22 protein-coding genes and 1 tRNA gene are annotated in these 20,664 nt (G+C 66.7%); 8 read left to right on the top strand and 15 right to left on the bottom strand.

Annotated features, from left to right (window positions below; genetic code table 11):
• Positions 1 to 4: 4 nt before the first annotated feature.
• Positions 5 to 205, bottom strand: a complete 201-nt coding sequence (locus ON29_RS08860; protein WP_040865694.1) for a ferredoxin — start codon at positions 203 to 205, stop codon at positions 5 to 7.
• A gap of 243 nt (positions 206 to 448) precedes the next feature.
• Between ON29_RS08860 and ON29_RS08855 the strand changes: the two genes are divergently transcribed.
• On the top strand, positions 449 to 3,622 hold the full coding sequence (locus tag ON29_RS08855; RefSeq protein WP_040865812.1) for an ATP-binding protein: 3,174 nt from the start codon (positions 449 to 451) through the stop codon (positions 3,620 to 3,622).
• 130 nt (positions 3,623 to 3,752) lie between these two features.
• Here the strand turns inward: ON29_RS08855 and ON29_RS08850 are convergent, their stop codons facing one another.
• Genes ON29_RS08850 through ON29_RS08840 form a run of 3 tightly spaced genes read right to left on the bottom strand, consistent with a single transcriptional unit; the run spans position 3,753 to position 6,143 of the window.
• Complete coding sequence (locus ON29_RS08850; RefSeq protein ID WP_040865693.1) at positions 3,753 to 4,397, bottom strand: DUF4097 family beta strand repeat-containing protein; 645 nt, start codon at positions 4,395 to 4,397, stop codon at positions 3,753 to 3,755.
• Positions 4,398 to 4,440: 43 nt separating this feature from the next.
• Positions 4,441 to 5,202 carry an ABC transporter permease gene (locus tag ON29_RS08845; protein ID WP_040865692.1) on the bottom strand — a complete coding sequence of 254 codons (762 nt, stop codon included), beginning with the start codon at positions 5,200 to 5,202 and terminating at the stop codon, positions 4,441 to 4,443.
• Positions 5,199 to 6,143, bottom strand: a complete 945-nt coding sequence (locus tag ON29_RS08840; RefSeq protein ID WP_040865691.1) for a daunorubicin resistance protein DrrA family ABC transporter ATP-binding protein — start codon at positions 6,141 to 6,143, stop codon at positions 5,199 to 5,201. The genes ON29_RS08845 and ON29_RS08840 overlap by 4 nt, the downstream gene beginning before the upstream one ends.
• 294 nt (positions 6,144 to 6,437) lie before the next feature.
• Here ON29_RS08840 and ON29_RS08835 point away from each other — a divergent pair, with 294 nt between their 5' ends.
• A complete protein-coding gene (locus ON29_RS08835) occupies positions 6,438 to 7,244 on the top strand; it encodes an LLM class flavin-dependent oxidoreductase (RefSeq protein WP_040865690.1) in 807 nt (268 codons plus the stop codon).
• Between the two features lie 120 nt (positions 7,245 to 7,364).
• The gene (locus tag ON29_RS08830) at positions 7,365 to 7,589 is read left to right on the top strand and encodes a DUF6374 family protein (RefSeq protein ID WP_040865689.1); all 225 of its coding nucleotides are present in this window, start codon (positions 7,365 to 7,367) and stop codon (positions 7,587 to 7,589) included.
• 96 nt (positions 7,590 to 7,685) lie between these two features.
• Here the strand turns inward: ON29_RS08830 and ON29_RS08825 are convergent, their stop codons facing one another.
• Complete coding sequence (locus tag ON29_RS08825) at positions 7,686 to 7,979, bottom strand: hypothetical protein (protein ID WP_040865688.1); 294 nt, start codon at positions 7,977 to 7,979, stop codon at positions 7,686 to 7,688.
• A 163-nt stretch (positions 7,980 to 8,142) separates the two neighbouring features.
• On the opposite strand from ON29_RS08825, the gene ON29_RS08820 reads away from it, so the two are divergent.
• Complete coding sequence (locus ON29_RS08820) at positions 8,143 to 9,069, top strand: helix-turn-helix domain-containing protein (protein ID WP_040865687.1); 927 nt, start codon at positions 8,143 to 8,145, stop codon at positions 9,067 to 9,069.
• 129 nt (positions 9,070 to 9,198) lie between these two features.
• Here ON29_RS08820 and ON29_RS08815 read toward each other — a convergent pair whose 3' ends face one another.
• Positions 9,199 to 9,516: a hypothetical protein gene (locus ON29_RS08815; protein ID WP_040865686.1), complete on the bottom strand. Its 318-nt coding sequence runs from the start codon at positions 9,514 to 9,516 to the stop codon at positions 9,199 to 9,201.
• Positions 9,517 to 9,876: 360 nt separating this feature from the next.
• On the opposite strand from ON29_RS08815, the gene ON29_RS08810 reads away from it, so the two are divergent.
• Entirely contained in the window at positions 9,877 to 10,224 is a 348-nt protein-coding gene (locus ON29_RS08810) for a DoxX family protein (protein WP_245548872.1), read from the top strand.
• A gap of 263 nt (positions 10,225 to 10,487) precedes the next feature.
• Here ON29_RS08810 and ON29_RS08805 read toward each other — a convergent pair whose 3' ends face one another.
• The 4 genes from ON29_RS08805 to ON29_RS08795 form a co-directional block, all read right to left on the bottom strand.
• Positions 10,488 to 11,144, bottom strand: coding sequence for an RloB family protein (locus ON29_RS08805; RefSeq protein WP_040865684.1), 657 nt, complete (start codon positions 11,142 to 11,144; stop codon positions 10,488 to 10,490).
• On the bottom strand, positions 11,141 to 12,418 hold the full coding sequence (locus tag ON29_RS08800; protein WP_040865811.1) for an AAA family ATPase: 1,278 nt from the start codon (positions 12,416 to 12,418) through the stop codon (positions 11,141 to 11,143). Before ON29_RS08800 ends, ON29_RS08805 begins: the two co-directional genes overlap by 4 nt.
• A gap of 542 nt (positions 12,419 to 12,960) precedes the next feature.
• Positions 12,961 to 13,485, bottom strand: a complete 525-nt coding sequence (locus ON29_RS34550) for a restriction endonuclease (protein ID WP_083863316.1) — start codon at positions 13,483 to 13,485, stop codon at positions 12,961 to 12,963.
• A 388-nt stretch (positions 13,486 to 13,873) separates the two neighbouring features.
• Positions 13,874 to 13,947 (bottom strand) — tRNA-Ile (locus ON29_RS08795).
• Positions 13,948 to 14,053: 106 nt separating this feature from the next.
• Here ON29_RS08795 and ON29_RS08790 point away from each other — a divergent pair.
• Entirely contained in the window at positions 14,054 to 14,503 is a 450-nt protein-coding gene (locus ON29_RS08790; protein WP_040865683.1) for a nitroreductase/quinone reductase family protein, read from the top strand.
• On the opposite strand, the gene ON29_RS35690 is transcribed toward ON29_RS08790, so the two are convergent.
• The gene (locus ON29_RS35690; protein WP_157172705.1) at positions 14,488 to 14,652 is read right to left on the bottom strand and encodes a hypothetical protein; all 165 of its coding nucleotides are present in this window, start codon (positions 14,650 to 14,652) and stop codon (positions 14,488 to 14,490) included. The genes ON29_RS08790 and ON29_RS35690 overlap by 16 nt on opposite strands.
• A gap of 64 nt (positions 14,653 to 14,716) precedes the next feature.
• Complete coding sequence (locus ON29_RS08785) at positions 14,717 to 15,712, bottom strand: zinc-binding dehydrogenase (RefSeq protein WP_040865682.1); 996 nt, start codon at positions 15,710 to 15,712, stop codon at positions 14,717 to 14,719.
• Positions 15,713 to 15,788: 76 nt separating this feature from the next.
• On the opposite strand from ON29_RS08785, the gene ON29_RS36555 reads away from it, so the two are divergent.
• A complete protein-coding gene (locus ON29_RS36555) occupies positions 15,789 to 15,950 on the top strand; it encodes a hypothetical protein (RefSeq protein WP_174371796.1) in 162 nt (53 codons plus the stop codon).
• A gap of 300 nt (positions 15,951 to 16,250) precedes the next feature.
• Positions 16,251 to 16,766, top strand: a complete 516-nt coding sequence (locus tag ON29_RS08780) for a UCP032817 domain-containing protein (protein ID WP_040865681.1) — start codon at positions 16,251 to 16,253, stop codon at positions 16,764 to 16,766.
• Here ON29_RS08780 and ON29_RS08775 read toward each other — a convergent pair whose 3' ends face one another.
• The 3 genes from ON29_RS08775 to ON29_RS08765 are packed head-to-tail and all read right to left on the bottom strand — an operon-like array spanning position 16,767 to position 20,571.
• On the bottom strand, positions 16,767 to 18,548 hold the full coding sequence (locus ON29_RS08775) for an SDR family oxidoreductase (protein ID WP_040865680.1): 1,782 nt from the start codon (positions 18,546 to 18,548) through the stop codon (positions 16,767 to 16,769).
• Positions 18,549 to 18,574: 26 nt separating this feature from the next.
• Complete coding sequence (locus ON29_RS08770; protein WP_040865679.1) at positions 18,575 to 19,672, bottom strand: PDR/VanB family oxidoreductase; 1,098 nt, start codon at positions 19,670 to 19,672, stop codon at positions 18,575 to 18,577.
• Complete coding sequence (locus ON29_RS08765) at positions 19,669 to 20,571, bottom strand: metal-dependent hydrolase (RefSeq protein WP_040865678.1); 903 nt, start codon at positions 20,569 to 20,571, stop codon at positions 19,669 to 19,671. The genes ON29_RS08770 and ON29_RS08765 overlap by 4 nt, the downstream gene beginning before the upstream one ends.
• Positions 20,572 to 20,664 lie beyond the last annotated feature (93 nt).

Here is a 20,664-nt window from a genome sequence, read left to right as displayed (position 1 = left end):
TGGACTAGTCGCCGGAGACGAGGGTGATCGCGCCGGACGGGCACACCTGTGCGGCCTCGCGGACCGCAGAGCCCTGGCCGGGCGCGGGCGCGCGGTTCAGCAGCACCACCCGGCCGTCCTCGGTGTCCTGGTCGAACACTTCGGGGGCAGTCAGTGCGCACATGCCTGCGCTGATGCAGCGCTCACGATCCACGCTCAGTTCCACTGGTAACCCCGGGTGAGGGGCAGGGAGCGCATGCCGCCGCCTGCAATCGCTGAACTATTCACAGGGGATACTGTCGCCAGTCCGGCTGATACCGCCCTGACACCGACCTGACACGTCCGCTGACAGGGCGTTCGACGGTCGGGAGAACTGTCCTGGTCGTTGTCGGTCGATACCATCGGACCGGTTATCACCCCAGGGACGGGCGGCCCGCTGACCGCCGATCGTCCACGGCAGAATGGGCCGGTGCAGATCGGGATGCTTGGACCGCTCGAGATCCGACTAGACGACGGCGGATCGATCGAGGTGCCGGGTGCTCGGTTGCGGGCCCTGTTGATCGCCCTCGCGCTCGAACCCGGTCGCGTGGTCGGCAAAACAACGCTGGTCGACTGGATCTGGGGTGCACAGCCGCCCTCCGACGCCGCGAATGCCTTGCAGGCGCTGGTCTCCCGGCTGCGCAGGGTGCTGCCGGACGGGTTGCTCGACGCGCAAGCGGGCGGCTACCGGCTGACGGTGGAACCCGGCGCTGTCGATGCCGTGCGCTTCGAACAGCTTCTCGACCAGGCACGCGGCGGTGCGGACGCGCGACAGGCCGGGCTGCTGCGCGAGGCCGTCGACCTGTGGCGGGGTGCGCCGATGCAGGACATCGGTATCCAGGACAGCGAAGCTTTCGATGCGGTGGTCACCCGGCTCGAGGGGCTGCGCCTGGCCTCCATGGAGGATCTGTACGAAGCGGAGATCCGCCTCGGCCGGGGTCAGGAAATGGTGGCCGAACTGACCGAACTGGTGGCTCGGCACCCGGTGCGGGAACGGCTCGTCGCCGCGCTGATGCGCGCGCTCGGCGCCGCGGGTCGCGGCAACGAGGCACTGGTCGTCTACCAGCAGGCCCGGGAGGCACTCGCCGACGAGTTGGGCGTTGACCCCTCACCGGAACTCTCCGCACTGCACGTCGCGCTGCTGCGCGGCGAAGTGGGCGCGCGGGAAACCGACCGCAAGACGAACCTGCGGGCCGAATTGACCAAGTTCGTCGGCAAATACGCCGACGTCGCCGTCGTGCGCGAACTCATCGCCGACCATCGGCTCACCACGTTGACCGGGCCCGGCGGTTCCGGCAAGACCAGGCTGGCCCTGGAAACCGCGCGGACCATGCTCGACGACCTACCGGACGGGGCGTGGCTGGTGGAGCTGGCGTCGGTCGGCGCGAGTGGTGACGTGTCGCAGTCGGCGCTCGCCGCGCTCGGGCTGCGAGACGCACTGCTCGGCGGCGCACCGAACGCGGAGCCGATGGACCGGCTCGTCGCCGCGATCCGCGAGCGCGAAACGCTGTTGATCCTGGACAACTGTGAGCACGTGATCGAGTCCGCGGCGGCGTTCGCGCACCGGCTGCTCGGCGAGTGTCACCGGCTGCGGATCCTCGCGACGAGCAGAGAACCGCTCGGCATCACGGGTGAGGCGATATGGCAGGTCGAGCCGCTGGCGTTGCCCACAGAGAACGCGGGCCCGGACGAGATCGAGTCCTCCCCGGCCGTTGCGCTGTTGCGCGACCGGGCCGGTGCGGTGCGCAAGGATCTCGCGGCCGATGCCCGCGCATTGTCGACCATGGCGCGCGTCTGCCGGGCGCTCGACGGAATACCGCTGGCGATCGAACTGGCCGCGGCCAGGCTGCGCACCATGTCCCTCGATCAGCTCGCCACCCGCCTCGACGATCGGTTCCGCCTGCTGACCGGCGGCAGCCGTACCGCGCTTCCGCAGCATCGGACATTGCGCGCGGTGGTCGACTGGAGCTGGGAGCTGCTCACCGACGCCGAACGAATGGTCCTGCGCAGGCTCGCGGTGTTCTCCGGCGGCGCGAGCCTGGAAGCGGCCGAGCAGGTTTGCGCGGGCACGGAGGGCGGCCCCGAAGGGCAGGCGGGCACGAAGAACGTGGTGGTCGAGCAATGGGAGATGCTCGAGCTGCTGACCGCGCTGACCGAGAAATCGCTGCTCACCGCCGGGGACGGCGGACCGCGCTATCGGATGCTCGACACGATCAAGCAGTACGCCCTCGAACGGCTCGTGGAGGCGGGGGAATCGGACGCGGTGCGCCGGGCCCATCTCGCGTACTTCACCGGACTCGCCGACAGCGCGGAGCCGCACCTGCGCCGCGCCGAGCAGTTGGAGTGGCTCGCCACGCTGGAAATTGAGCACGACAACATCGCCGTCGCGATGCGTGGCGCGCTCGCGGCGGGCGACGCGGCCGAGGCGATGCGGCTCGCAGCGGCCACGGGCTGGTACTGGTGGCTCAGCGGGCACAAGGCCGAAGGCATGGAGCTGATCACCGCGGCCGCCGAGCTGCCCGGCGAGGTGGAGGACGAGATCCGCGCCAGGGTGTACGGACTGGTCGTCCATTTCATGAACTCCGGGCCGACCGACGAGCACCAAGTGGAGGAATGGATCCACCAGGCATACCGATTCAGCCGGCGCAGCAAGAGCCGATACCCATTGCTGGGGTTCGTCGCCGCGATGGAACGCATGTTGGAGGGGCCCGACGCGCTGCTGCCCGCGTTCGAACCGCTGCTCGCCGACGACGATCCCTGGGTGCGGGCGCTGGCGCGGCTCCAACTGGGCAAGGCGCGGATCGCGCTCGGCCAGGAGGGCCGGGAGGCGGACACCTATCTCGAGACGGCGCTCGCCGAGTTCCGGGCCATCGGCGAGCGCTGGGGAATGTCGTTCGCGCTGACCGAACTGGCGAATCGAATCGCCATGCGCGGCGAGTTCGCCGCCGCGTGCGAACACCTCGACCAGGCGATCGCGGTGGTCACCGAGGTCGGCGCGATCGAGGACGTTTTCCTGATGCGGGCCAGGCAGGCTCAGCTGTACTGGCTGCTGGGTGATGCGGAGGCGAGCGCGGCCGCCATCGCCGAGGGGCAGCGGTACGCCGACCGGTCCGCCTGGCAGAACGCACTGGCCGAACTCGCCTTCGCGAAAGCGCAACTGGCCCGTTGGAACGGCGACACCGCGCAGGCGCGCCGGGAGATCGACCTCGCGACGACCATGCTGGGCAGCGACGCGGAGCAGGTTTACGTCAAGGCGGTGACACACGACCTGCTCGGTTACCTCGCGGACGGTCTCGACGAAGCCCGCGAACAACGTGCCGCGGCCTTCGAGGCGGCGTCCGCTGCGGGCTACGCGCCCCTCATCGCCCAAATCCTCGTCGGTGTCGCGGATCTGGCGCTGCGCGACGGCCAGGACGAACAGGCCGTGCGGCTGCTCGCGGCGAGTGCCGCAGTACGCGGACTGCCTGATCGTTCTCAACCGGACGTGGCTCGGATCGAGCAGGCAGCACGGCATCGCCTCGGGGAAGCAGGGTTCACCGAGGCGACGAGGGAAGGTGCGCAGGCGAATTGGAGTGAGCTGGTCGCGACGACGCTCGCGTGTTGAGCATGGCGGAAAACGGCCGCACCCCGGTGCACGACCCGACATGGAGTCGCGCACCGGGGTGCGGTGTTCAACCACGCTGACGTGGGGTGAAGGTGTCTGTGGAGAGGACCGGCCTGCTGAGCTGGATGAGCTAGGCGGCGGTGGCGTGCCGAATGATGATGTTGCCGTACGAGTTACGTGCGTACACCTCCACAGTGTCCTCCTTGCCTTGCGGCCGGTCGACCGGTCGCATCAGGTTCTGCACGGCGCCGGAGAGGGCGTTTGCTTCCAGCCGCGCCGCGCTGCCCGGGCTGATACCCACCTCCAGCTCGCCCATGGATGTCTCCAACCGGAGCACCCCGCGCGAGGCTTCGCCGATGCGGATATCGCCTTTGGCGGTTTTCGCGGTCACCGAACCGCCCGGGCGCTCGACGGTGATGTCGCCTGCGGATATCTCCAGGTCGCACTCGCCGAGTTCGCCGGTGCCCTGCAATCGGCCCACAGCGGCCGTGCCCTTCAGCCGGGAGCCGTTCGGTACCTCGATGGTCACCTCGATCGACGGGTTGCCGCCGAACGGGGTGTAGGTCCGCCAGTCTTTCGGCGTCTTCACGGTCAATGTGCCTGCGGCGAAAGCGACCTCGGTCTGCTCGGCGGCGCGCACGTCACCCTTTCTGGACCCATCGGCCGGCCGGACCTCGACGACGGTGTCGGTACGGTCGGAGGCGATCACAGTGACGTTGCCGGAGAGCACGTCGACAGTGACGACGATCGGCTTCGGTGTCTCGAACGTGGGCATGGCTGTCTCCTCAAAATTGTTCGGTGTGTGAGATGGGTGGCGACTACGCGCGCTTGTTGAACGTGGCCCGCGACCACAGGTATCCGACCAGGGCGAACCCGGCGCACCAGGCGAGCGCGGCCGCCGTGTAGCCGCCGGAAGGATGGCCGCCGAGAAACCCACGCAAGGCTTCGATGATCGGCGTGAAGGGCTGATACCGGGCGAACTGCCGGATACCCTGTCCCATCTGGTCGGCGGGTACGATCGCGCTGCTCACGAACGGCAGCATGATCAGCGGCACCACGGTCATGCCCGCGGATTCCGGAGTCTTCGCGGCCATGCCCAGTGCGACCGTGAGCCAGGAGGCCGCGAACGATGTGGCCGCGATGATGCCGATCGCGCCGAGCCAGTGGAGTGCGGTCGCCGACGACCGGAAGCCCAGCAGGAATGCCACGCCGAGCACGGCCGCGATGGCTATCACATTGGTCAGAATGGTGGCCGCGACATGGCCGGTCAGCACGGCGCTGCGAGAGACGTCCATGACCTTGAAACGGTTGATGATGCCCTTCGCCATATCGGAACTCACCGATACCGCGGTGCCCGACAACCCGTAACTGATGGCCAGCAGGATCATGCCCGGTGTCGCGTAGTTGATGTACTGTTCGCCGACATCGAACGCGTTGCCGAACACGTACACGAAGATCAGCATCATCACGACCGGCATGAAAGCCGCGTTGAATATGGTGACCGGGCTCCGGGCGATGTGCTTGAAGTTGCGACGCAACATGATCGACGAATCGGCCAGCGGTGCGGTAATGGTGCTCATTGTGCGACAGCCTCCGCGGTGGCGTGACCGGTCAGGGAAAGGAAAACGTCGTCGAGGTCGGGGGTGTGGACGGAGACCTCGTCGGCGTCGATCGAGTGTTCGGCGAGCCGGTCCAGCAGGTCCCGCAGTGATTTCGTGCCGCCGTCACCTGGGATCCGCAAGGTCAGGGCCTCGTCGTCGCGGGTGGCGCCGGGCACGGTCCGCGCCGCCGCGTCGAGCGCCGTGACGTCGGCGAACCGGAGCCGGATGTGGCTGCCGGGCACGCGGCGCTTGAGTTCCTCGGGGGTGCCTTCGCCGACGATGCGGCCCTGGTCGAGCACCGCGATCCGGTCGGCCAGCTGATCGGCTTCCTCGAGGTACTGGGTGGTGAGGAAGATCGTGACACCGCCGGCCGTCAACTCCCGGACGATTTCCCACATGGTGCGACGGCTGCGCGGATCCAATCCGGTCGTCGGCTCGTCCAGGAAAACGATGGCGGGCTTGGTGACCAGCGTCATCGCCAGGTCCAATTTCCGGCGCATACCGCCGGAATAGGTCGACGCCGGCTTTCGCGCCGATTCCACCAGATCGAACCGTTCCAGTAATTCGGCGACCACCCGCTTGCCCTCGGCGGCCCGCAGATGATGCAGATCCGCCATCAGCCAGAGGTTCTCCTCCCCCGTCAGCAGGTCGTCCACCGCCGCGAACTGACCCGTGACCCCGATCGCCGCGCGCACCGCTTTGGGCTCGGTCGCGATATCGTGCCCGGCTACCCGCGCCGTGCCGCCATCGGCCTTCAGCAGCGTGGTCAGCACGTTCACCGTCGTCGTCTTACCCGCCCCATTCGGACCGAGCAGCGAGAAAATCGTCCCTGCACCGATATCCAAATCGATGCCATCGAGGATCGTCCTGTCCCCGTATGCCTTCCGCAGCCCGGAAGCCGCGATCGCTGTGCTGTTCATGTGGACAACTGTCGCCAGGATGGCTGACACGGGCCTGATACCGGCCTGACACGTCCACTGACACGGTGTTACCCCTGGTCACAGCGGGAATGTCGGCCGAGCGGACACCTGTGTACCGCCGTCTTGCGTCAACTGGTCTGGCAAGATCTTCCTGGTCACACGGCTGTCACTCGCGACCGCTCGGTAATGCCGAGTTCAGGGCGTTCGCAGGAGCGTGATTCCGGCTGCACCGATGAATTTCGGATGGATCCGTCGTCGATTCCTCTGGAGAGACCGAATGACAGGAGTCCGGACATGACGAGACCGTTTCGATTCGGGGTCGTTGCCCCGCTCAGAACCGACCTGCCGACGTGGCGAGATCGCGTGCGCCGCATCGCCGACAGCGGCTACTCGACGCTGCTGGTGCCCGACTTCCCGCAGCTGCAACCGGCGCCCGGCCCCATGCTGGCCACCGTCGCGGCCCTGACCGACCTGCGCGTGGGCACGTGGGTGTACGCCTCTCCGCTACGCCCGGCCTGGCTGACGGCATGGGAAGCGCACTCGCTGTCGCTGCTGACCGACGGCCGCTTCGAGATGGGCATCGGCACCGGCAGACCGGGAATCGAGGACGAGCTGCGCGACAAGGGACTGCCCGCCGTACCACCGCCGAACGAGCGGCTGGCACATGTACGTGAGACAGTCACGAGGCTGCGAGATCTCGACGGACCCGACCGTCACACGCCCGTGGCGATGGCCGTCTACGGTCCGAAGGCCCGGGCGCTGGCGGCCGAGGTCGCCGACACGGTCACCTTCCCGCTGGGGGATCAGCCTCGGAGCGAAGTCGAGCGGCTGGCACGCGACTTCCGCACCGACGGGAAGGCTGAGCTCGCTCTCGCCGTACCGGTTATCGGTGACACTGTCGCGCCGTTCATGGCGCCTCCCGACACCGACCCCGCGGCACTTCGCGCGGCAGACTCGGTGACCGTACTTCCGGACGATCCGGCGGCCGCCGCCGAGGAAATCCAGCGGCGACGGGAGGAGATCGGCTTCTCCTACTTCGTCTTCGGCGCCGACTTCGCCGACAGGTTCGCTCCGATCGTCGCCCAGCTCGCCGGACGTTAGTCGGGCGGTGCGAGGCGGAACCCGCCGATTTCGAGAGCGCTATGCCCGGCCGGAAAGTCCGACGCCCCCAGACCCCGCATGTATCGAAAACATGTTCGACTCGAGGTAGGGTGCCGGAGCATGCCGGACCTCGAGCCCACCCAGTTCGCCTACTCGCAGATCAACGCCGTACGCAGACAACTGCTCGATGCCGCCGCCTTCGGGAAGCACCTGCGCCCCGAACACCTGGAGAACATGGCAGGCAAGCTCGCCGAAGGCTTGCGCGCCTACACCGAAGCCATGACCCCCACTACCCCACCCACCGACGGCCGCGCCTGCCTCGACTACCGAGGACGCAACCACTGACGGTCACCGGTCGTCATAGTCGGACGGCCAGAGGATCAATGCGACGACGACCGCGAGCGGCATGCCGACAGTAGATGAGGCCCACTCGAGCCGCGCTCACCGGCGCACCCCACCCACCGGTGCCCAGCGCCCGAACGACGCTCGCGGCGTCGCGCATTCGACGTCGGCGATCGCCATCAAGCGGTCCAGCACCACGGCATCCACACGCGCCGACGACGGTAGCAATACCACTTCGACCCCCGAAGACTCAGCCTGTCCGACAAGACCGAGCTCTGAACCAGGGTCGGCCAAGCACAGCTCGTATCCCAACCGGCGCGCCAAGCGGCGCACCTGCGCGAGGTCCCATTCCGGTGTCGGCGATGTCGGATCAATCCAGCCCAGTGCGTGCATTCCCCTGCCCCTCGTCCCCTGTCGTTGCTGAGCTCCGGCCGCCGAGGAAACTGTCCGCTCGGCAGCGGGGCTGCGATCGACAGTATGAGACAACAGCTGAGCCGCATACGATTTCGCTGTTCACAGGCGTCCACAGCCCTCGGCGAACCCTTAGGCTGGAGTTATGGAACCGGGTGCGCTCCTGCGTGCCGCACGCGAGGCAGCGGGTATCTCGCTGCGCGCGATGGCCGAGCGGAGCTACTACAGCAAGGCTTACTTGTCGCTGATCGAGACCGGTCGGCGTCCGGTACCTGCCGGTGTCTCCGCCGCCTACGAGAGGGTGCTAGGCGCGGACCTGGAGCGGCTGACGACGGTGGCGCGAAGACCGGCCGGCGTAGACACCACCGCGCTGTCCGACGTGGCGGTGATGCTGGCGGCGACGCGCCGCATCGAGGACGCGGCCGGGGCGGTCACGGTACTTCCGGCGGTGCGAGGCATGTCAGCCATGACCGAGGAATTCGCCCGTGAGGCACGCATGGCGAAGATCGAGGCGGCGGCTCTCGCGTCAGAGGTCACGCAGTACCGGGGATGGCTGGAGCATGCGATCGGCGCCGACGTTGCCGCCCGGCGTAGCGTCGGCACAGCAGTGAGCCTGGCGAAGGAGTCCCGCGATCCGGACCGGCTTGCGCACAGCCTGGGATTCCTCGGCTACGTGACTGTCAGCGCGGGAAACTTCGGGGAGGTCGTCGCTCTGTCGGACGCCGCATTGGCCGTACAGAATGCGCACCCCATCGTCAGCGCTTACGGGCGAATGCGGCGAGCTGAACTGCTGGCTGCGCACGGGGAGAGGCGCGAAGCACAGCGCGCCCTGTCCATGGCGGACGCGGCGACGGAAGCGGCGGACGGCATCGAACCTCCCGCGTCGATGTATTGGTGGAGTACCGGATTCGGGGCCGTGCAGCGTGGGGGCGTCCTAGCCCTGCTGGGACAAACGGCCGAAGCGGTGGCGGAGGCGACACATGGACTGGCCTCGATGCCGACCGAGCACCGCGAGAGTGAATGGCTGGCCTCCGCGCTACGCCGAATCGACCCGGACATGAGCGGCACATGATGCGCTCATGCTCGGCCACCTCCACCATCCAGCTCGGTCTCACCGAAGGAGCAGGCCCGCTGGGGATCCGGGCCGCAGAGCAAGGAATCCCCAGTCAGGTCGAAGCATCGCCTCGGGTCTGGTCGGCCGTCAGGCGCAGACGCGATTGAGTTCGTCGGTGTAGGGGTTGAGATCGGTGACGTTCTCATCTACCAGCGCGTAGGCATAGGCGGAGATGACATCCTTCTCCGCACCCTGGGCCAGATCGGCGAGGCCACTGAGCCTGCCGGACAGCGCTTCCGCCGTCGCCCCGTCCAGGGTGCCGCCGTTCGTGTCGATCGCGATGTTGATCAGCTCGATGGCCTTGGCGCACTGCGGGGACTGGGCATGCGCGGGTGCGGCGGGCAGGAAGAACAGAGCGGCAGCGGCCGCGGAGAACACAGCGGCGAAGGCCGTCGACTTGGTCATGATTTCCTCTCAGAACGTTAGCGTGATCGTAGCGCCCACGGGCGTGGAGTCCGGATCACTGCTTGCGGGGGGTCGAATTTCGCGTCGCCCCCGACGAAGACATCACCGCCTACGTCAACCGGGGAATCTCGAGCACAGCGACAGAAGACGAGCGAACGCAGCGGAGTGCGACTTCGGAACCGCGCTGGTGCTCGACCGATGAATCCTCCTGAGTGCCGCCGTCCTATCAGGTGAACCCACCGCCGAACTGCGCCACCGACCCTGGAGGAACGAACAATTACCACCATCGCCGCTGCGAACACCACCACCGTCCACCCCGGCAAAGTCCGCAACCACGTCCTGTGGGGACTGCAGATCTTCTTGGCCCTGTTCTTCATCCTCTCCTCCGGCTTGCCCAAGGTGCTCGACATGATTCCAAAGGAGAACATGGCGGCGATGCGTGAGGCCGGTTTCGGCTCGCCCTGGTTCATGTACTTCGTGGGCATCTGCGAGATCGCCGGCGGTATAGGCCTGCTCGTGCGGCGCCTGAGCGGGCCGGCCGCGGTTGGCCTGTCCATCCTCACCCTGCTGGCCGCAGCCACCAACCTCTTCCTGACGGACATGCCCGCCTACGCACCCTTCCCGCTGGTGCTGGCGGGAATCTTCGCCTGGATCGCCTACGAGCGCCGCGACTCCATCCTCACCCTGCGCTCGCTGGCCACCCGATGACAACGCAATAGGCACGCAAAACGATCGGCAGGCACCAGCCCGCCGATCGTTTCAGGCGCTACCCGGCAGGGACATTCAGGGTCGGTCCGCCCTTGCCAGGAAACGCATTCGCTCGCCCCACTCGCGGGCACGCAAGTAGCGTGCACAGTCTGCGACTTGCTGACCTACACCACAACCGGACCGCCCAAACCGGACCGCCCAGGATTGGGCTCGTTACCTCGATTCTGCGGCGGCGGCCATGCGCGGGTTAGCTGGGTCCTCCCCTATTGGTTCAAGGCGGCCTTTTTCGCGGACTGCACCACGTCGCGGATGTGCCCTACGAACTGGTCGACCGAAGATGAGGGGTTGTCCTCCGGGAAGTTCGTGCCGTCCCGCTGGTGTTTTTCGCGGAGGACTTGCGCGTGATGGATGGCGTTGTGTACGAGTTTCATGTAAAGCGCGCCATCAAGGTGCTTACCGTCAGACCCATCGAGCTCACGCCGGAGTTGAATTGCCTCGGCGGTGGACAGGTGACCGGCGTGTCGTCGATGGTGAAGGACAAGCCAGATCTCGAAGCACGGGTTACTGATTGCCAGGTGAACGCCGTTGTCTTTCGCCATCTGTCTTGCGCGGTCGAGGTGTGGATGACGTTGTGGGAACTCCACGTCGAACACACACCAGTAGAAATCGACGTCCAGGTCAGCACGACGTCTATCGACGCAGGCACTCTCCACGAGGTGCATCGGCGTCGCCCCGGACTCTTCGATAGAGACATCCACGGAAACTACTTCAGCGAACTCAGGGAGCCGTTTGAGGGCATCAATGTATTCGGGTTCAGTCGACACACCCTCCGCGTACACCCGGAAGGTCGTGCGAACTGGCTTGATTCCTGTCTTGCGCTTGAGGTTCTTCCCGTGCTTGCCTCGGTCTTTAGCGCTCATCCAATCAAACCCAGATCATGCAATACCTCGGTACGGGACACATCGGGCAGCGCACCGAAACGGCCGCTGAGGTAGCCGCTCTCAAGGTTCGCCGATCGACGAACGCGTTCGCCTGCGAAGTCCGAGAGAGCTGCGAAGCGTGTCGACCCATCGGACGCCTTCTGAGTTAACCAAACTTCGTCACGATTGAGGTGGTTCAAGAGGTTGGTGTCATGCGAGGTGAACAGAAGCTGGGCGCCGTGCGGGTTGGATTTCCGGCCCTTGAAGAGTTTGACGAGCTGCGCCGTGAGTGTCGGGTGCAGGCTCGCATCGAGTTCGTCAAAGACGATGATGGCGCCGCCCCGCAGGGCGTCAAGCACAGGTCCGATCAGTTCGAACCATGTGCGAGTTCCAGCCGACTCATCACGGTAATCGAAAGGCTGTCGTTCACTATTGGCGACGTGGACCAGTTGAGGCATGCGACGGGTGATGGGCTCGCCTCGGCCAGACTCGATTCGTGTTTCCTCAATCTCCACATCCGCCACTCCAAGATCAGCGAGCCGTAGCATTGCCATCGCTTGTTGGCGAGTCGATCGCCAATCGTCCTCGTCGTAAAGCGTGTCTTCCTGGTAAAGATCGAGTTCTTCATCTTGAGGCACATCGAAGAGACGGAGCGTCGATCGCATCGTGCCGGTCAGGAAGCGCCGATGACGGTTCAAAGGCTGACCCAAAGAAATCAGGCGAACGAGGGATTGTGCGAATGCAGAGGTGGTCGGCTCGTCAAAACGTCGCATGATTGACAGAGCCAGTGACCGATCAGTAAGGAGGGTTCGAGTTCCTGAGAGTTCCCCAAGCCCGCGCTGCAGAGTGAGCCCGTTCGCTTCCCGTTCGAAGACGCGTCGGCGCCGCCCTTCGGGATAATGATAGAGCGCCTCGTAGCTAACTCGATGTCTGCCGACATCGAGAAGGTACTCGAAGCGGACACCATCAATCTCCATTTCAAGAGTGAACGACGAATCTCGACTCTTTGCGGCACCGAAAGCGAATGGCTCGACCGGGATCTCGTCGTCCCACACGCGCAAGGAATTCTGAACTGATGCACGAAGCCAGGCGAGCGCCGCCAGCACATTCGACTTCCCCGAGGCGTTGGGACCAAAGATGCCTGCAACCGGGACAAGGGAGGCTCCGAACTTCGGATAGGCCCGCACTTCCGGCCGGTCGTCCACTGCAACCATCGACAGCTCTACAGGCTCGAGAATCGAGCGGAAGTTTTCCACTTCGAACCGAATGAGCATGAGCACCTCGCTGCACTTAGATGGGTGTTTTCGTCAAGACCGTACCAAAGAGGGGCTTTGTCAGCGCCCTGTCGGCGATCCGAGTGTGATCCTATCCTTGACACCGACGCGCCAAAGACGTCGTCGAGGTAAGCCGCGATCTCACTCCCCTGGGCAATCCGAGAAGCGCGACTGAGAGCTCGATCCCATCTACCGCTAGGCCGCCCTGTCGTTACCCCAGGTCTTCGGCTTGACCAACCCCCTCGATCCTGCGGGGGCATCGATCCACAACCTCCCCAACCCCCATCGGCCGGGAAGGAATTGGACGGGCTAGTCGAGGGTGGCTCTGCCGTCACTCGCCAGAAGGCGTTACCTGTACTCGTTCCACCACCGCAGACGCATTCGGCGACGAGTGTGATCCACCGGTGGATACGGTGCTCGTTGCCGTGGGCGTGTCGCAGCCCACAAGCAGGCCGTGAAATCCAGCGAAGAGGCAGCCCAGGACGCGGCCGACTACGGCGACGACGGCGACTCGCGGGTGGTAACAAACGGATTCCGCGTAGCTAACTCCAGAACTTCGACCATTCGCCGTCCTTTAGAAACCGGGCAAAGTTATCCTCGTCCATCTCTTCTATCCACTGCGGGGCTACGTCTTGAACCATAAGGTCAGCAGGGTAACCAGCAACTCCGCCGAGCTGTTGAACTATCTCTGGAGTCTCAACCGCAATGGCAATGGCAAACGGATTTTTAGCACCGATAGCACGCTGTACTGCCGAATTTGTAAATCCAGAGTATGAGTACAATATCCCTCGATCTGCACCCACGTCCAATAACTTCCCTATGAACCGATCCATTGTCCCAATATCGACAGGCCGTTGGTGCCGCTTACATTCGACGACAACCGTGATATCTACCCCGACTACCATTCCGCGCGCTAACACATCCAGTTGGCGCTTTACCCCGCTGAGTTGACCCGCAACAATCACATTGTGGGAAACTTCCGACCCGGGATCGATGGCGGCAAGTAGTTCGCGCACCGAAAGCTCGTAACGCTCCCACAACCGGTTGGCATCTTCAACACTCCCCATGAGTTGAATCTACACAGGGCATCTATTCTCCGGAGCCGTTGCGCATGGATACACTACTCTTACAATCCAACTGGACCACCGACACCTCAGTGAGGACTGAGTTCGAGCACGACGCAGTCGACTACCATAGCACCGATCGACCTACAGCCAGCAGCATCGCCAGGCAACGGGCGCGGCGTGGCCGAAAATAGGGCCAACGATGCCCACCCGCGCCGCGATGACGTCAGCGGCATTCTCGATGCTACGTGTGCTTCAACTCGCGCAGATTGTTCAGACCAAGCGTCTCCATACGCGCCAAATGCGCCCCCGGAATCTGTGACCATACGTGCGCCGTTCTGGATCAACTTGCCCTTTCACTGGAAGATTTCTCCAGCTCAGCGGGCGTTTGTGGGGCGGGCGGGGCTCGAACCCGCGACCAATGGATTATGAGTCCACGGCTCTAACCGACTGAGCTACCGCCCCGTGCCGCGGGAACCGCGAGCGTTGTGGATGCTACCGGGTTGTGTGGGGTGGAAACCAGTCGCCTGGCTTAGGGTGGATGCTTCGGAAACTTACTGGAGGGTCAGGTATGGCCGGTCTGTTCACGAAGGTGCTGAAGGCGCATCAGTGGGTGTACGAGAACAGTGGTGGGCTGGTGGGGCATCGGCTGCTGCTGGGGAATCCGACGCTGCTGCTGCGGACGGTGGGGCGTAAGTCCGGTGCGGAGCGCACTTCGGCGCTGACGTACGCGCGCGACGGCGGGGACTATCTGGTGACGGCGTCCAACGGCGGGTCGCCGCGGCCGCCGGGGTGGCTGGCGAATCTGAAGGCGCGGCCGGAGTGCGAGATCCAGGTCGGGCGGCGGAAACTGACGGTGCGGGCCCGGGCGACGTTGCCGGATGATCCCGAGTACGCCCGGCGGTGGGCGCTCGTCGACAAGGTGAACAAGGGTCGCTACAGCGCCTATCAGAAGCTGACCAAGCGGCCCATCGCGGTCGTGGTGCTGACCCCGGCGGAGCGGGGTCAGCCGTCGCGATAGTCCTCGTCCCAGTCGTCCTCGTAGTCGTCGGCGTCGTCCCGGTCGTCCCATAGCTCGGCTTCCTTGGGTGGCCGGCTGGCGAACGCCACGACAGCGACGACGAAGCCGAGGACCACGATGACGATACCGACGACGAGCAGAGTCTCCACCCCGGCACCCTAGCGCCGTCACCGGGACCTCGCACTACGTCGATTGTCCAGTTCGCCGCTTTGTTCACACTGTTAACAAAGTGCGCCCCACTGCCGCTCGGGACTCGATGGCGGCATGCGCCCGATGGGCTTCGCCGAGCGGGAAGGTCTGGCCGATGACGACCTCCAAGCGCCCCGCGGCGACCTCGTCCTGGGCGCGCCGGGCCAGCGCCTGCCAATCGACATCCGCACCGGTGATGTCGAACAGCCCGTAGACGGTGACACCGCGCGCCGTCGCGTCGTCCCGGTCCAGTGTGGCGAATTCACCTGCGGCAGCGCCGTATCCGAGGAAGCGCCCGCCGTCCGCGACGACCGTGAGGGCGGCCTCGCCGAGCGCGCCGCCCGCGCCGTCGAGCACCACGTGCGCGCCCGCTCCCCCGGTCGCCGCGCGCGCCTCGGACGCCCAATCGGGCGCGGAGTAGTCGACCACCGCGGTCGCCCCGAGCCGCGCGGCCAGTTCCAGCTTCGTGGCGCCACGCGCGGCGGCGACCACGTTCGCGCCCGCGGCGCGGGCGAGCTGGATCAACAGGACGCCCAGGCCGCCGGCCGCGGCGGTGATCAGCACCCATTCCCCCGGTTGGACAGCGGCGCGGTCGAACACGGCCAGCGCCGTCCTGCCGTCGTGGGTGAGCGCGACGGCCTGCGCCGGGGTGAGCCCCTCGGGCGAAGTCACCAGCGTGTCCGCCTTGGCCAGTGCTTTCTCGGCGTATCCGCCGATCGGCAGGCCTCCGCCGATGCCGCTGGCCGCGGTGGGCGTCGACACTCGCTTGCCGACCCAGGACGGATCGACGCCGGGACCCACCGACGCCACCACACCGGCGATCGCACCGCCGGGCACGTAGGGCAGCTCGATCGCGAAGAAGTCGGTGCCCCAGCCGGAGCGCAGCCGAGTGTCCAGGAACATCACATCCGCGGCGGCCACGTCGACGACCACCTCGCCCGGCCCGGCCGTAGGCTCCGGCAGTTCCCGCACCACGAGCACCTCTGGCCCACCGAACTCACTGGCTTGTACAGCCCTCATGACATACCCTTCGTCGTTCCTTGCCGTCCATCGACGAAGATCAGCATGGAACCTCAAGGCATGTTGAGGTCAAATCGTGCGTCAGGAACCGCCGCCGCAGCTGGAACTACTGCCCCCGCCACAACTGGAACTGCTGCCCCCGCCGCAGCTGGAACTGCTGCCGCCGCTGCAACTGGAACTGCTTCCCCCACCACAACTACTTCCGCTCCCCCCACCACAACTACTGCCATGGTGGTGATGGTGATGTCCGCCCCCGCAGCCGCTCGGCTGGTCGGATCCCCCGATCAAACCGGCGCCGCCGGCCGCCCAGAACGGATCCGTGGAACCCCCCTCGTGATATCCCCCGCTTCGATTCCCGACGCCCCACCCACCATACGGTGGCGGCGGCAGGTGCCGATTGCGCTGCGAGCGGATGACGACGACCACGATGATGATCGGAACCGCCACGAGGAGCAGCACCATCATAAGAATGATCAGAAGGATGAGTGCGCTCATGTCAGAACGGTAGCGGCCTATCGGCGCGCACGTACAGTGAACTGTGGTGAACTTCAGGTTCCGTAGATCTCCGGCGCGCGAGATCGACCTGGCGACCGTGCGCGCAGCCGTCGACGCGCTGGAACTGCCCGAGGCCGTCTACAAGACCTGCCCATGGCAGCCGCGGGAATTGGTGGACAAGGGATTGCGGCAGTGGCTGTTGTGCTGCGGCGCCGCCATGCGGGACGACCAGGTGATCGGCATGCCGTCGCACGCGGTGGACGAGGCATGGCACGGGTTCATCCTGTGCACCAAGCGTTATGCGGAGTTCTGCGCGACCGCCTACGGCCGCTTCCTGCACCACTTCCCGGAAGGCGCCGGGCCGCCGGTCGATTCGCACGGCAGCATGGCGGAGCAGCTCGGCCGCACGGTGGTGGCGTGGTCGTTCGTGGCGGCTCCGGGCGAGGACTGCGTGCTGTGGGATCTGGACCGCCGGGTCGGCGTCGAGCAGCCGTGGGGCGTCGAGCCCGAGCGAGTCGTGGCCGTGGAGGCCGAACTCGCCCGTGCCCTCGCCTCCTGATCAGGTCAGCTTCACCCGCGCCGCCAGGAACCGGACGACGGCGGGCGCGAGCCGCCCGAAGTGGTATTGCAGGTGGGCCTCCGGCGTCACCGGCACGACGCTGCGATCGCCCTCGATGGCGCGCACGATCCGCTCGGCCACCTTCTCGGGGCCGTAACGCCGCATCCGATAGAGGCTGTCGTAACGCTCCTGCTTGCGCCGCTCCTCCTCCGCGCTGACACCGGAGAACCGAGTGCGCCGCACGATGCCGGTGCGCACGACGCCGGGGCAGATGGTGTGCACCGAGATCCCGCGCCCGGCCACTTCGGCCCGTAGACAGTCGGAGAACATGAACACCGCCGACTTGCTGGTGGAATAGGCGCTGAACCCTTGTTGCGGACTGTAGGCGGCCATGCTCGAGAGGTTCACGATGTGCCCGCCGAGGCCGCGCTCGGCCATGGCCGGGCCGAACGCGCGACAGCCGTTCAGTACGCCGCCGAGGTTGATCCGCATCACCCGGTCGAATTCCGCCGCCGACGTCTCGAAGAATCCCCCGGACTGTCCGATTCCGGCGTTGTTGATCAGGATGTCCGGCACGCCGTGGGTTTCCAGCACTGTCGCGGCGTGCGCCCGCATCTCGTCTTCGTCGGCGACGTCGAGCGGATAGGCGTGCGCCACACCGTGTTCGGCGGCGATCAGCTCGGCGGTCTCCTTCGCGGCCGCGAGATCGATATCGGACACGACGATCTCGGCCCCGCGACGGGCCAGGGCGAGCGCGGTCGCGCGGCCGATACCGCTGCCCGCGCCCGTGATGACCACCAGCCGATCGTCGAACGGCCGCCCGGTGCGACCTACCTCGGCGCGGCGCAGCGTCCGGGGCGCCGCCGAGCCGCCGAGCGTGTCGATCAGTTCGGTGGTCGCGGTGGCCAGTAATTCCGGATGCGAGAACGGCATCCAGTGCCCGGCGGGCACATCCCGCCGCCACAGCCGCCCGGTCCACTTGTGTTCGTCGTCGAATCCCGCGGGCCGCACGGCGACGTCGCGTCCGGCGACGATCAGCTGCACCGGCACCTCGGTGTGCCGCTCGCGCGGGGCGAGCATGCGCTGCACGATGTTCGCGCGATAGATCAACAGGCCGTCGACGATGTCGGCGCGGAAGGTCGGGCCGAGCCGCACGTTCGACGGCGCGGTCTCGTTCATGATCGAAACCACCCGCTGCCATACCCGTTCGGTCCCGGCCAGGCCGAACGCGGCGCGCGGCAGCCCGGGAGTCATGAAGAAGAAGGTGTAGGCCGACGACAGCAGCTGGGTGAACGGCTGCCACACGTTGCGCGGGGTCGGACGGGCCAGCCGGTGGCGGATCCACTTGCCGATGTGGTCCAGGTTGGGCCCCGACACCGAGGTGAACGACGCGACCCGAGTGGCGGCGCGCGGCTCGCACACCGCTTCCCAGACCTGCACCGAACCCCAGTCGTGGGCGAGCACATGCACGGGCCGGTCGGGGCTCACCGCGTCGGCGACCGCGTAGAAGTCCGCGGCCAGGCGATCGAGCCGGAAGTCGGCGGTACGCCGGGTACGGGTGGAACGGCCGTGCCCGCGGGTGTCGTAGGCGACGACGTGGAATCGCCGGGCCAGCCGCGGCACGACCGCGTCCCAGAGGTGATGGGTGTCCGGCCAGCCGTGCACCAGCACGACGGTCTCGGCGGCCGGGTCGCCGTATTCATAGACGGCGAGGTCGAATTCGCCGCTGCGCACGGTTCGTTCGATCGCGGGGAGTTCGGCGATTTCGGTGGTGGTCATCATTCTCCTTGGCCGATCGGGAGGCCGGATCACAGATCGAGCACGAGGCGTCCGCCATCGGCGCGCGAGACGCAGACGAGCATCGCGCCCGCCTCGCGCTCGGCGGCGGTGAGCACGCTGTCGCGGTGGTCGGGTTCGCCGGCCAGCACCCGGACCTTGCACGTGCGGCAGAAACCCTGCCTGCACGAGTACGGACGGTCGGGCCGGGACGCGAGGATGGCGTCGAGCGCGGTGCGCGTCGCGCCGACCTCGACGACCTCCCCGGTGGAGGCGAATCGGATTTCGAACGGCTTGCCGTTGACGATCGGCGGCGGCGAGAACCGCTCGGAATGCAGTTCTACGGACGGCATTTCCCGCACGGCGGCGGCGATCACGGCGATCATCGGCGCCGGACCGCAGCTGTAGATCGCGGTATCGGGACCGACGCCGGGCAGTAGGGCGCCCGCGTCGGGAAGCCCGTGCTCGTCGTCGGTGCGCACCATGACGCGGTCGCCGAAGCCCTCGATCTCGTCGAGGAACGGCAGTGTCGCGCGGCCGCGCCCGGTGTACACCATCGACCAGTCGATGCCGAGCCGGTGCGCCAGCCTGGCCATGGGCAGGATCGGCGTGACGCCGATACCGCCCGCGACGAAATGCAGTCGCTTCGCCGGAGATCCGTGGCCGGGCACGGCGAAGGGGAACGCGTTACGTGGACCGCGCACCACGATCGGCGAGCCCACCGGAAGGGAGTCGTGCACCTCCACCGAGCCACCGCCGCCTTCCGGGATCCGGCGCACCGCCACCCGGTAGGCGCGGACGTCGGCCGGATCGCCGCACAGCGAGTACTGGCGCAGGCGGCCGGACGGCAGTTCGATGTCGAGGTGGGCGCCGGGGCGCCAAGGCGGCAGCGCGCGTCCGTCGGGGGCGGCCAGCCGCAGGCCGACCACGTCTCGGTCGTGCGCCTCGATCCGGCGTTCGGTGACGACCAGCGCCATCCGCCGGTCGTCCACCTTCGGGCGGGGATCGCGCCGGTTGACCAGCGTGGTCCAGCGCAATCGCGCCGAGGCGACGGCGTCGAACACCCGCACGGTGCGATCGACGTCGCGCCTGCCGAACAGATCCGCGGGCAGGTGGTCGGGGACGGTCACGAGGCGATCGCCCGCGCCGCAGGGGATTTGGCCAGGTAGGCCACCGCCTGCGCGGTGGAGCCGACCGTCTCCGGGTTGTAGCCCGGCTCGAAGGTGCTCAGTGCGCTGCGCAGCAGCGAGGGGACGCCGGGCAACGCGCCGCGCCACATCGCGCCGCAGACTCTCGCCAGCAACCGGGGGTAACCGAGATCGGGCAGATCGCGGTCCTGGTGGACCAGGAACTTGGTGCCGCGCACCACCAAGGTCAGGAAGATCGGGAACACCAGCAGCATCAGCCCGGCGCGCCGCAGGTAGCCGGCCCCGAAGTAGACGGCCACGTCGTGCGCGACGTGCCGGTGCTCGACCTCTTCGGCCCCGTGCCAGCGGAACAGGTCGGCCATGCGCGGGTCTGCGCCGAATCGCTCCAGATCCGCGTTGAGCACCCAATCGCCGAGGTAGGCGAAGAAGTGCTCCAGGCAGGCGATGAAAGCCAACCGCTCGACCAGCACCTGCCGTTCGGCCACGCCGTCCACAGCACGCGGCCCGAGCGTCCGGCGGAACAGGTACTCGGCCTGCCGCAGATACGGCTCCGGATCGATGCCGTGCACGGCGAGCACTTCGTGCAGCACCTTGTCGTGCGTCTCGGCGTGCATCGATTCCTGACCGATGAACCCGAGCATCGCCTCGCGCAGCTTCTCGTCCCGCACGTACGGCAGCGCTTCGGCGTAGGCGGCGCAGAACATGCGCTCGCCTTCGGGCAGCAGCAGATTGAGCGAGTTGATCAGGTGCGAGGCGACGGGTTCGGTGGGCATCCAGCGCAGCGGAGTGTCCGACCAGTCGAAACGCACGTTGCGGGCGTGCAGCGCCACCGCGCCCGGGTCGGTGTCGGGCCGCCGCCCTGCCCTGCGAAGTAGCTTCATCGGTACTCCTCGATCCGCACGCGTCCGCACTCGTCGCGCGTTTCCTACATATCCGTAGCAAGCATCATACACATATATGGAACCTTCGGTAAC

The organism is Nocardia exalbida NBRC 100660, assembly GCF_000308575.1.
Taxonomy (GTDB): Bacteria; Actinomycetota; Actinomycetes; order Mycobacteriales; family Mycobacteriaceae; genus Nocardia; species Nocardia exalbida.
The sequence above is the reverse complement of the archived record's forward strand: the minus strand, read 5'-3'. Positions and strand labels throughout refer to the sequence as shown.

Bases quoted from the DNA above. Each gene is read 5' to 3' on its own strand.
- ON29_RS08825 (WP_040865688.1), bottom strand. From the start codon at position 7,979: ATGCACGCACTGGGCTGGATTGATCCGACATCGCCGACACCGGAATGG.
- ON29_RS08830 (WP_040865689.1), top strand. From the start codon at position 7,365: ATGCCGGACCTCGAGCCCACCCAGTTCGCCTACTCGCAGATCAACGCC.
- ON29_RS34550 (WP_083863316.1), bottom strand. From the start codon at position 13,485: ATGGGGAGTGTTGAAGATGCCAACCGGTTGTGGGAGCGTTACGAGCTT.
- ON29_RS08815 (WP_040865686.1), bottom strand. From the start codon at position 9,516: ATGACCAAGTCGACGGCCTTCGCCGCTGTGTTCTCCGCGGCCGCTGCC.
- ON29_RS08850 (WP_040865693.1), bottom strand. From the start codon at position 4,397: ATGCCCACGTTCGAGACACCGAAGCCGATCGTCGTCACTGTCGACGTG.
- ON29_RS08835 (WP_040865690.1), top strand. From the start codon at position 6,438: ATGACGAGACCGTTTCGATTCGGGGTCGTTGCCCCGCTCAGAACCGAC.
- ON29_RS08765 (WP_040865678.1), bottom strand. From the start codon at position 20,571: ATGAAGCTACTTCGCAGGGCAGGGCGGCGGCCCGACACCGACCCGGGC.
- ON29_RS08790 (WP_040865683.1), top strand. From the start codon at position 14,054: ATGGCCGGTCTGTTCACGAAGGTGCTGAAGGCGCATCAGTGGGTGTAC.
- ON29_RS08840 (WP_040865691.1), bottom strand. From the start codon at position 6,143: ATGAACAGCACAGCGATCGCGGCTTCCGGGCTGCGGAAGGCATACGGG.
- ON29_RS08775 (WP_040865680.1), bottom strand. From the start codon at position 18,548: ATGATGACCACCACCGAAATCGCCGAACTCCCCGCGATCGAACGAACC.
- ON29_RS08785 (WP_040865682.1), bottom strand. From the start codon at position 15,712: ATGAGGGCTGTACAAGCCAGTGAGTTCGGTGGGCCAGAGGTGCTCGTG.
- ON29_RS08845 (WP_040865692.1), bottom strand. From the start codon at position 5,202: ATGAGCACCATTACCGCACCGCTGGCCGATTCGTCGATCATGTTGCGT.
- ON29_RS08805 (WP_040865684.1), bottom strand. From the start codon at position 11,144: ATGAGCGCTAAAGACCGAGGCAAGCACGGGAAGAACCTCAAGCGCAAG.
- ON29_RS08800 (WP_040865811.1), bottom strand. From the start codon at position 12,418: ATGCTCATTCGGTTCGAAGTGGAAAACTTCCGCTCGATTCTCGAGCCT.
- ON29_RS08820 (WP_040865687.1), top strand. From the start codon at position 8,143: ATGGAACCGGGTGCGCTCCTGCGTGCCGCACGCGAGGCAGCGGGTATC.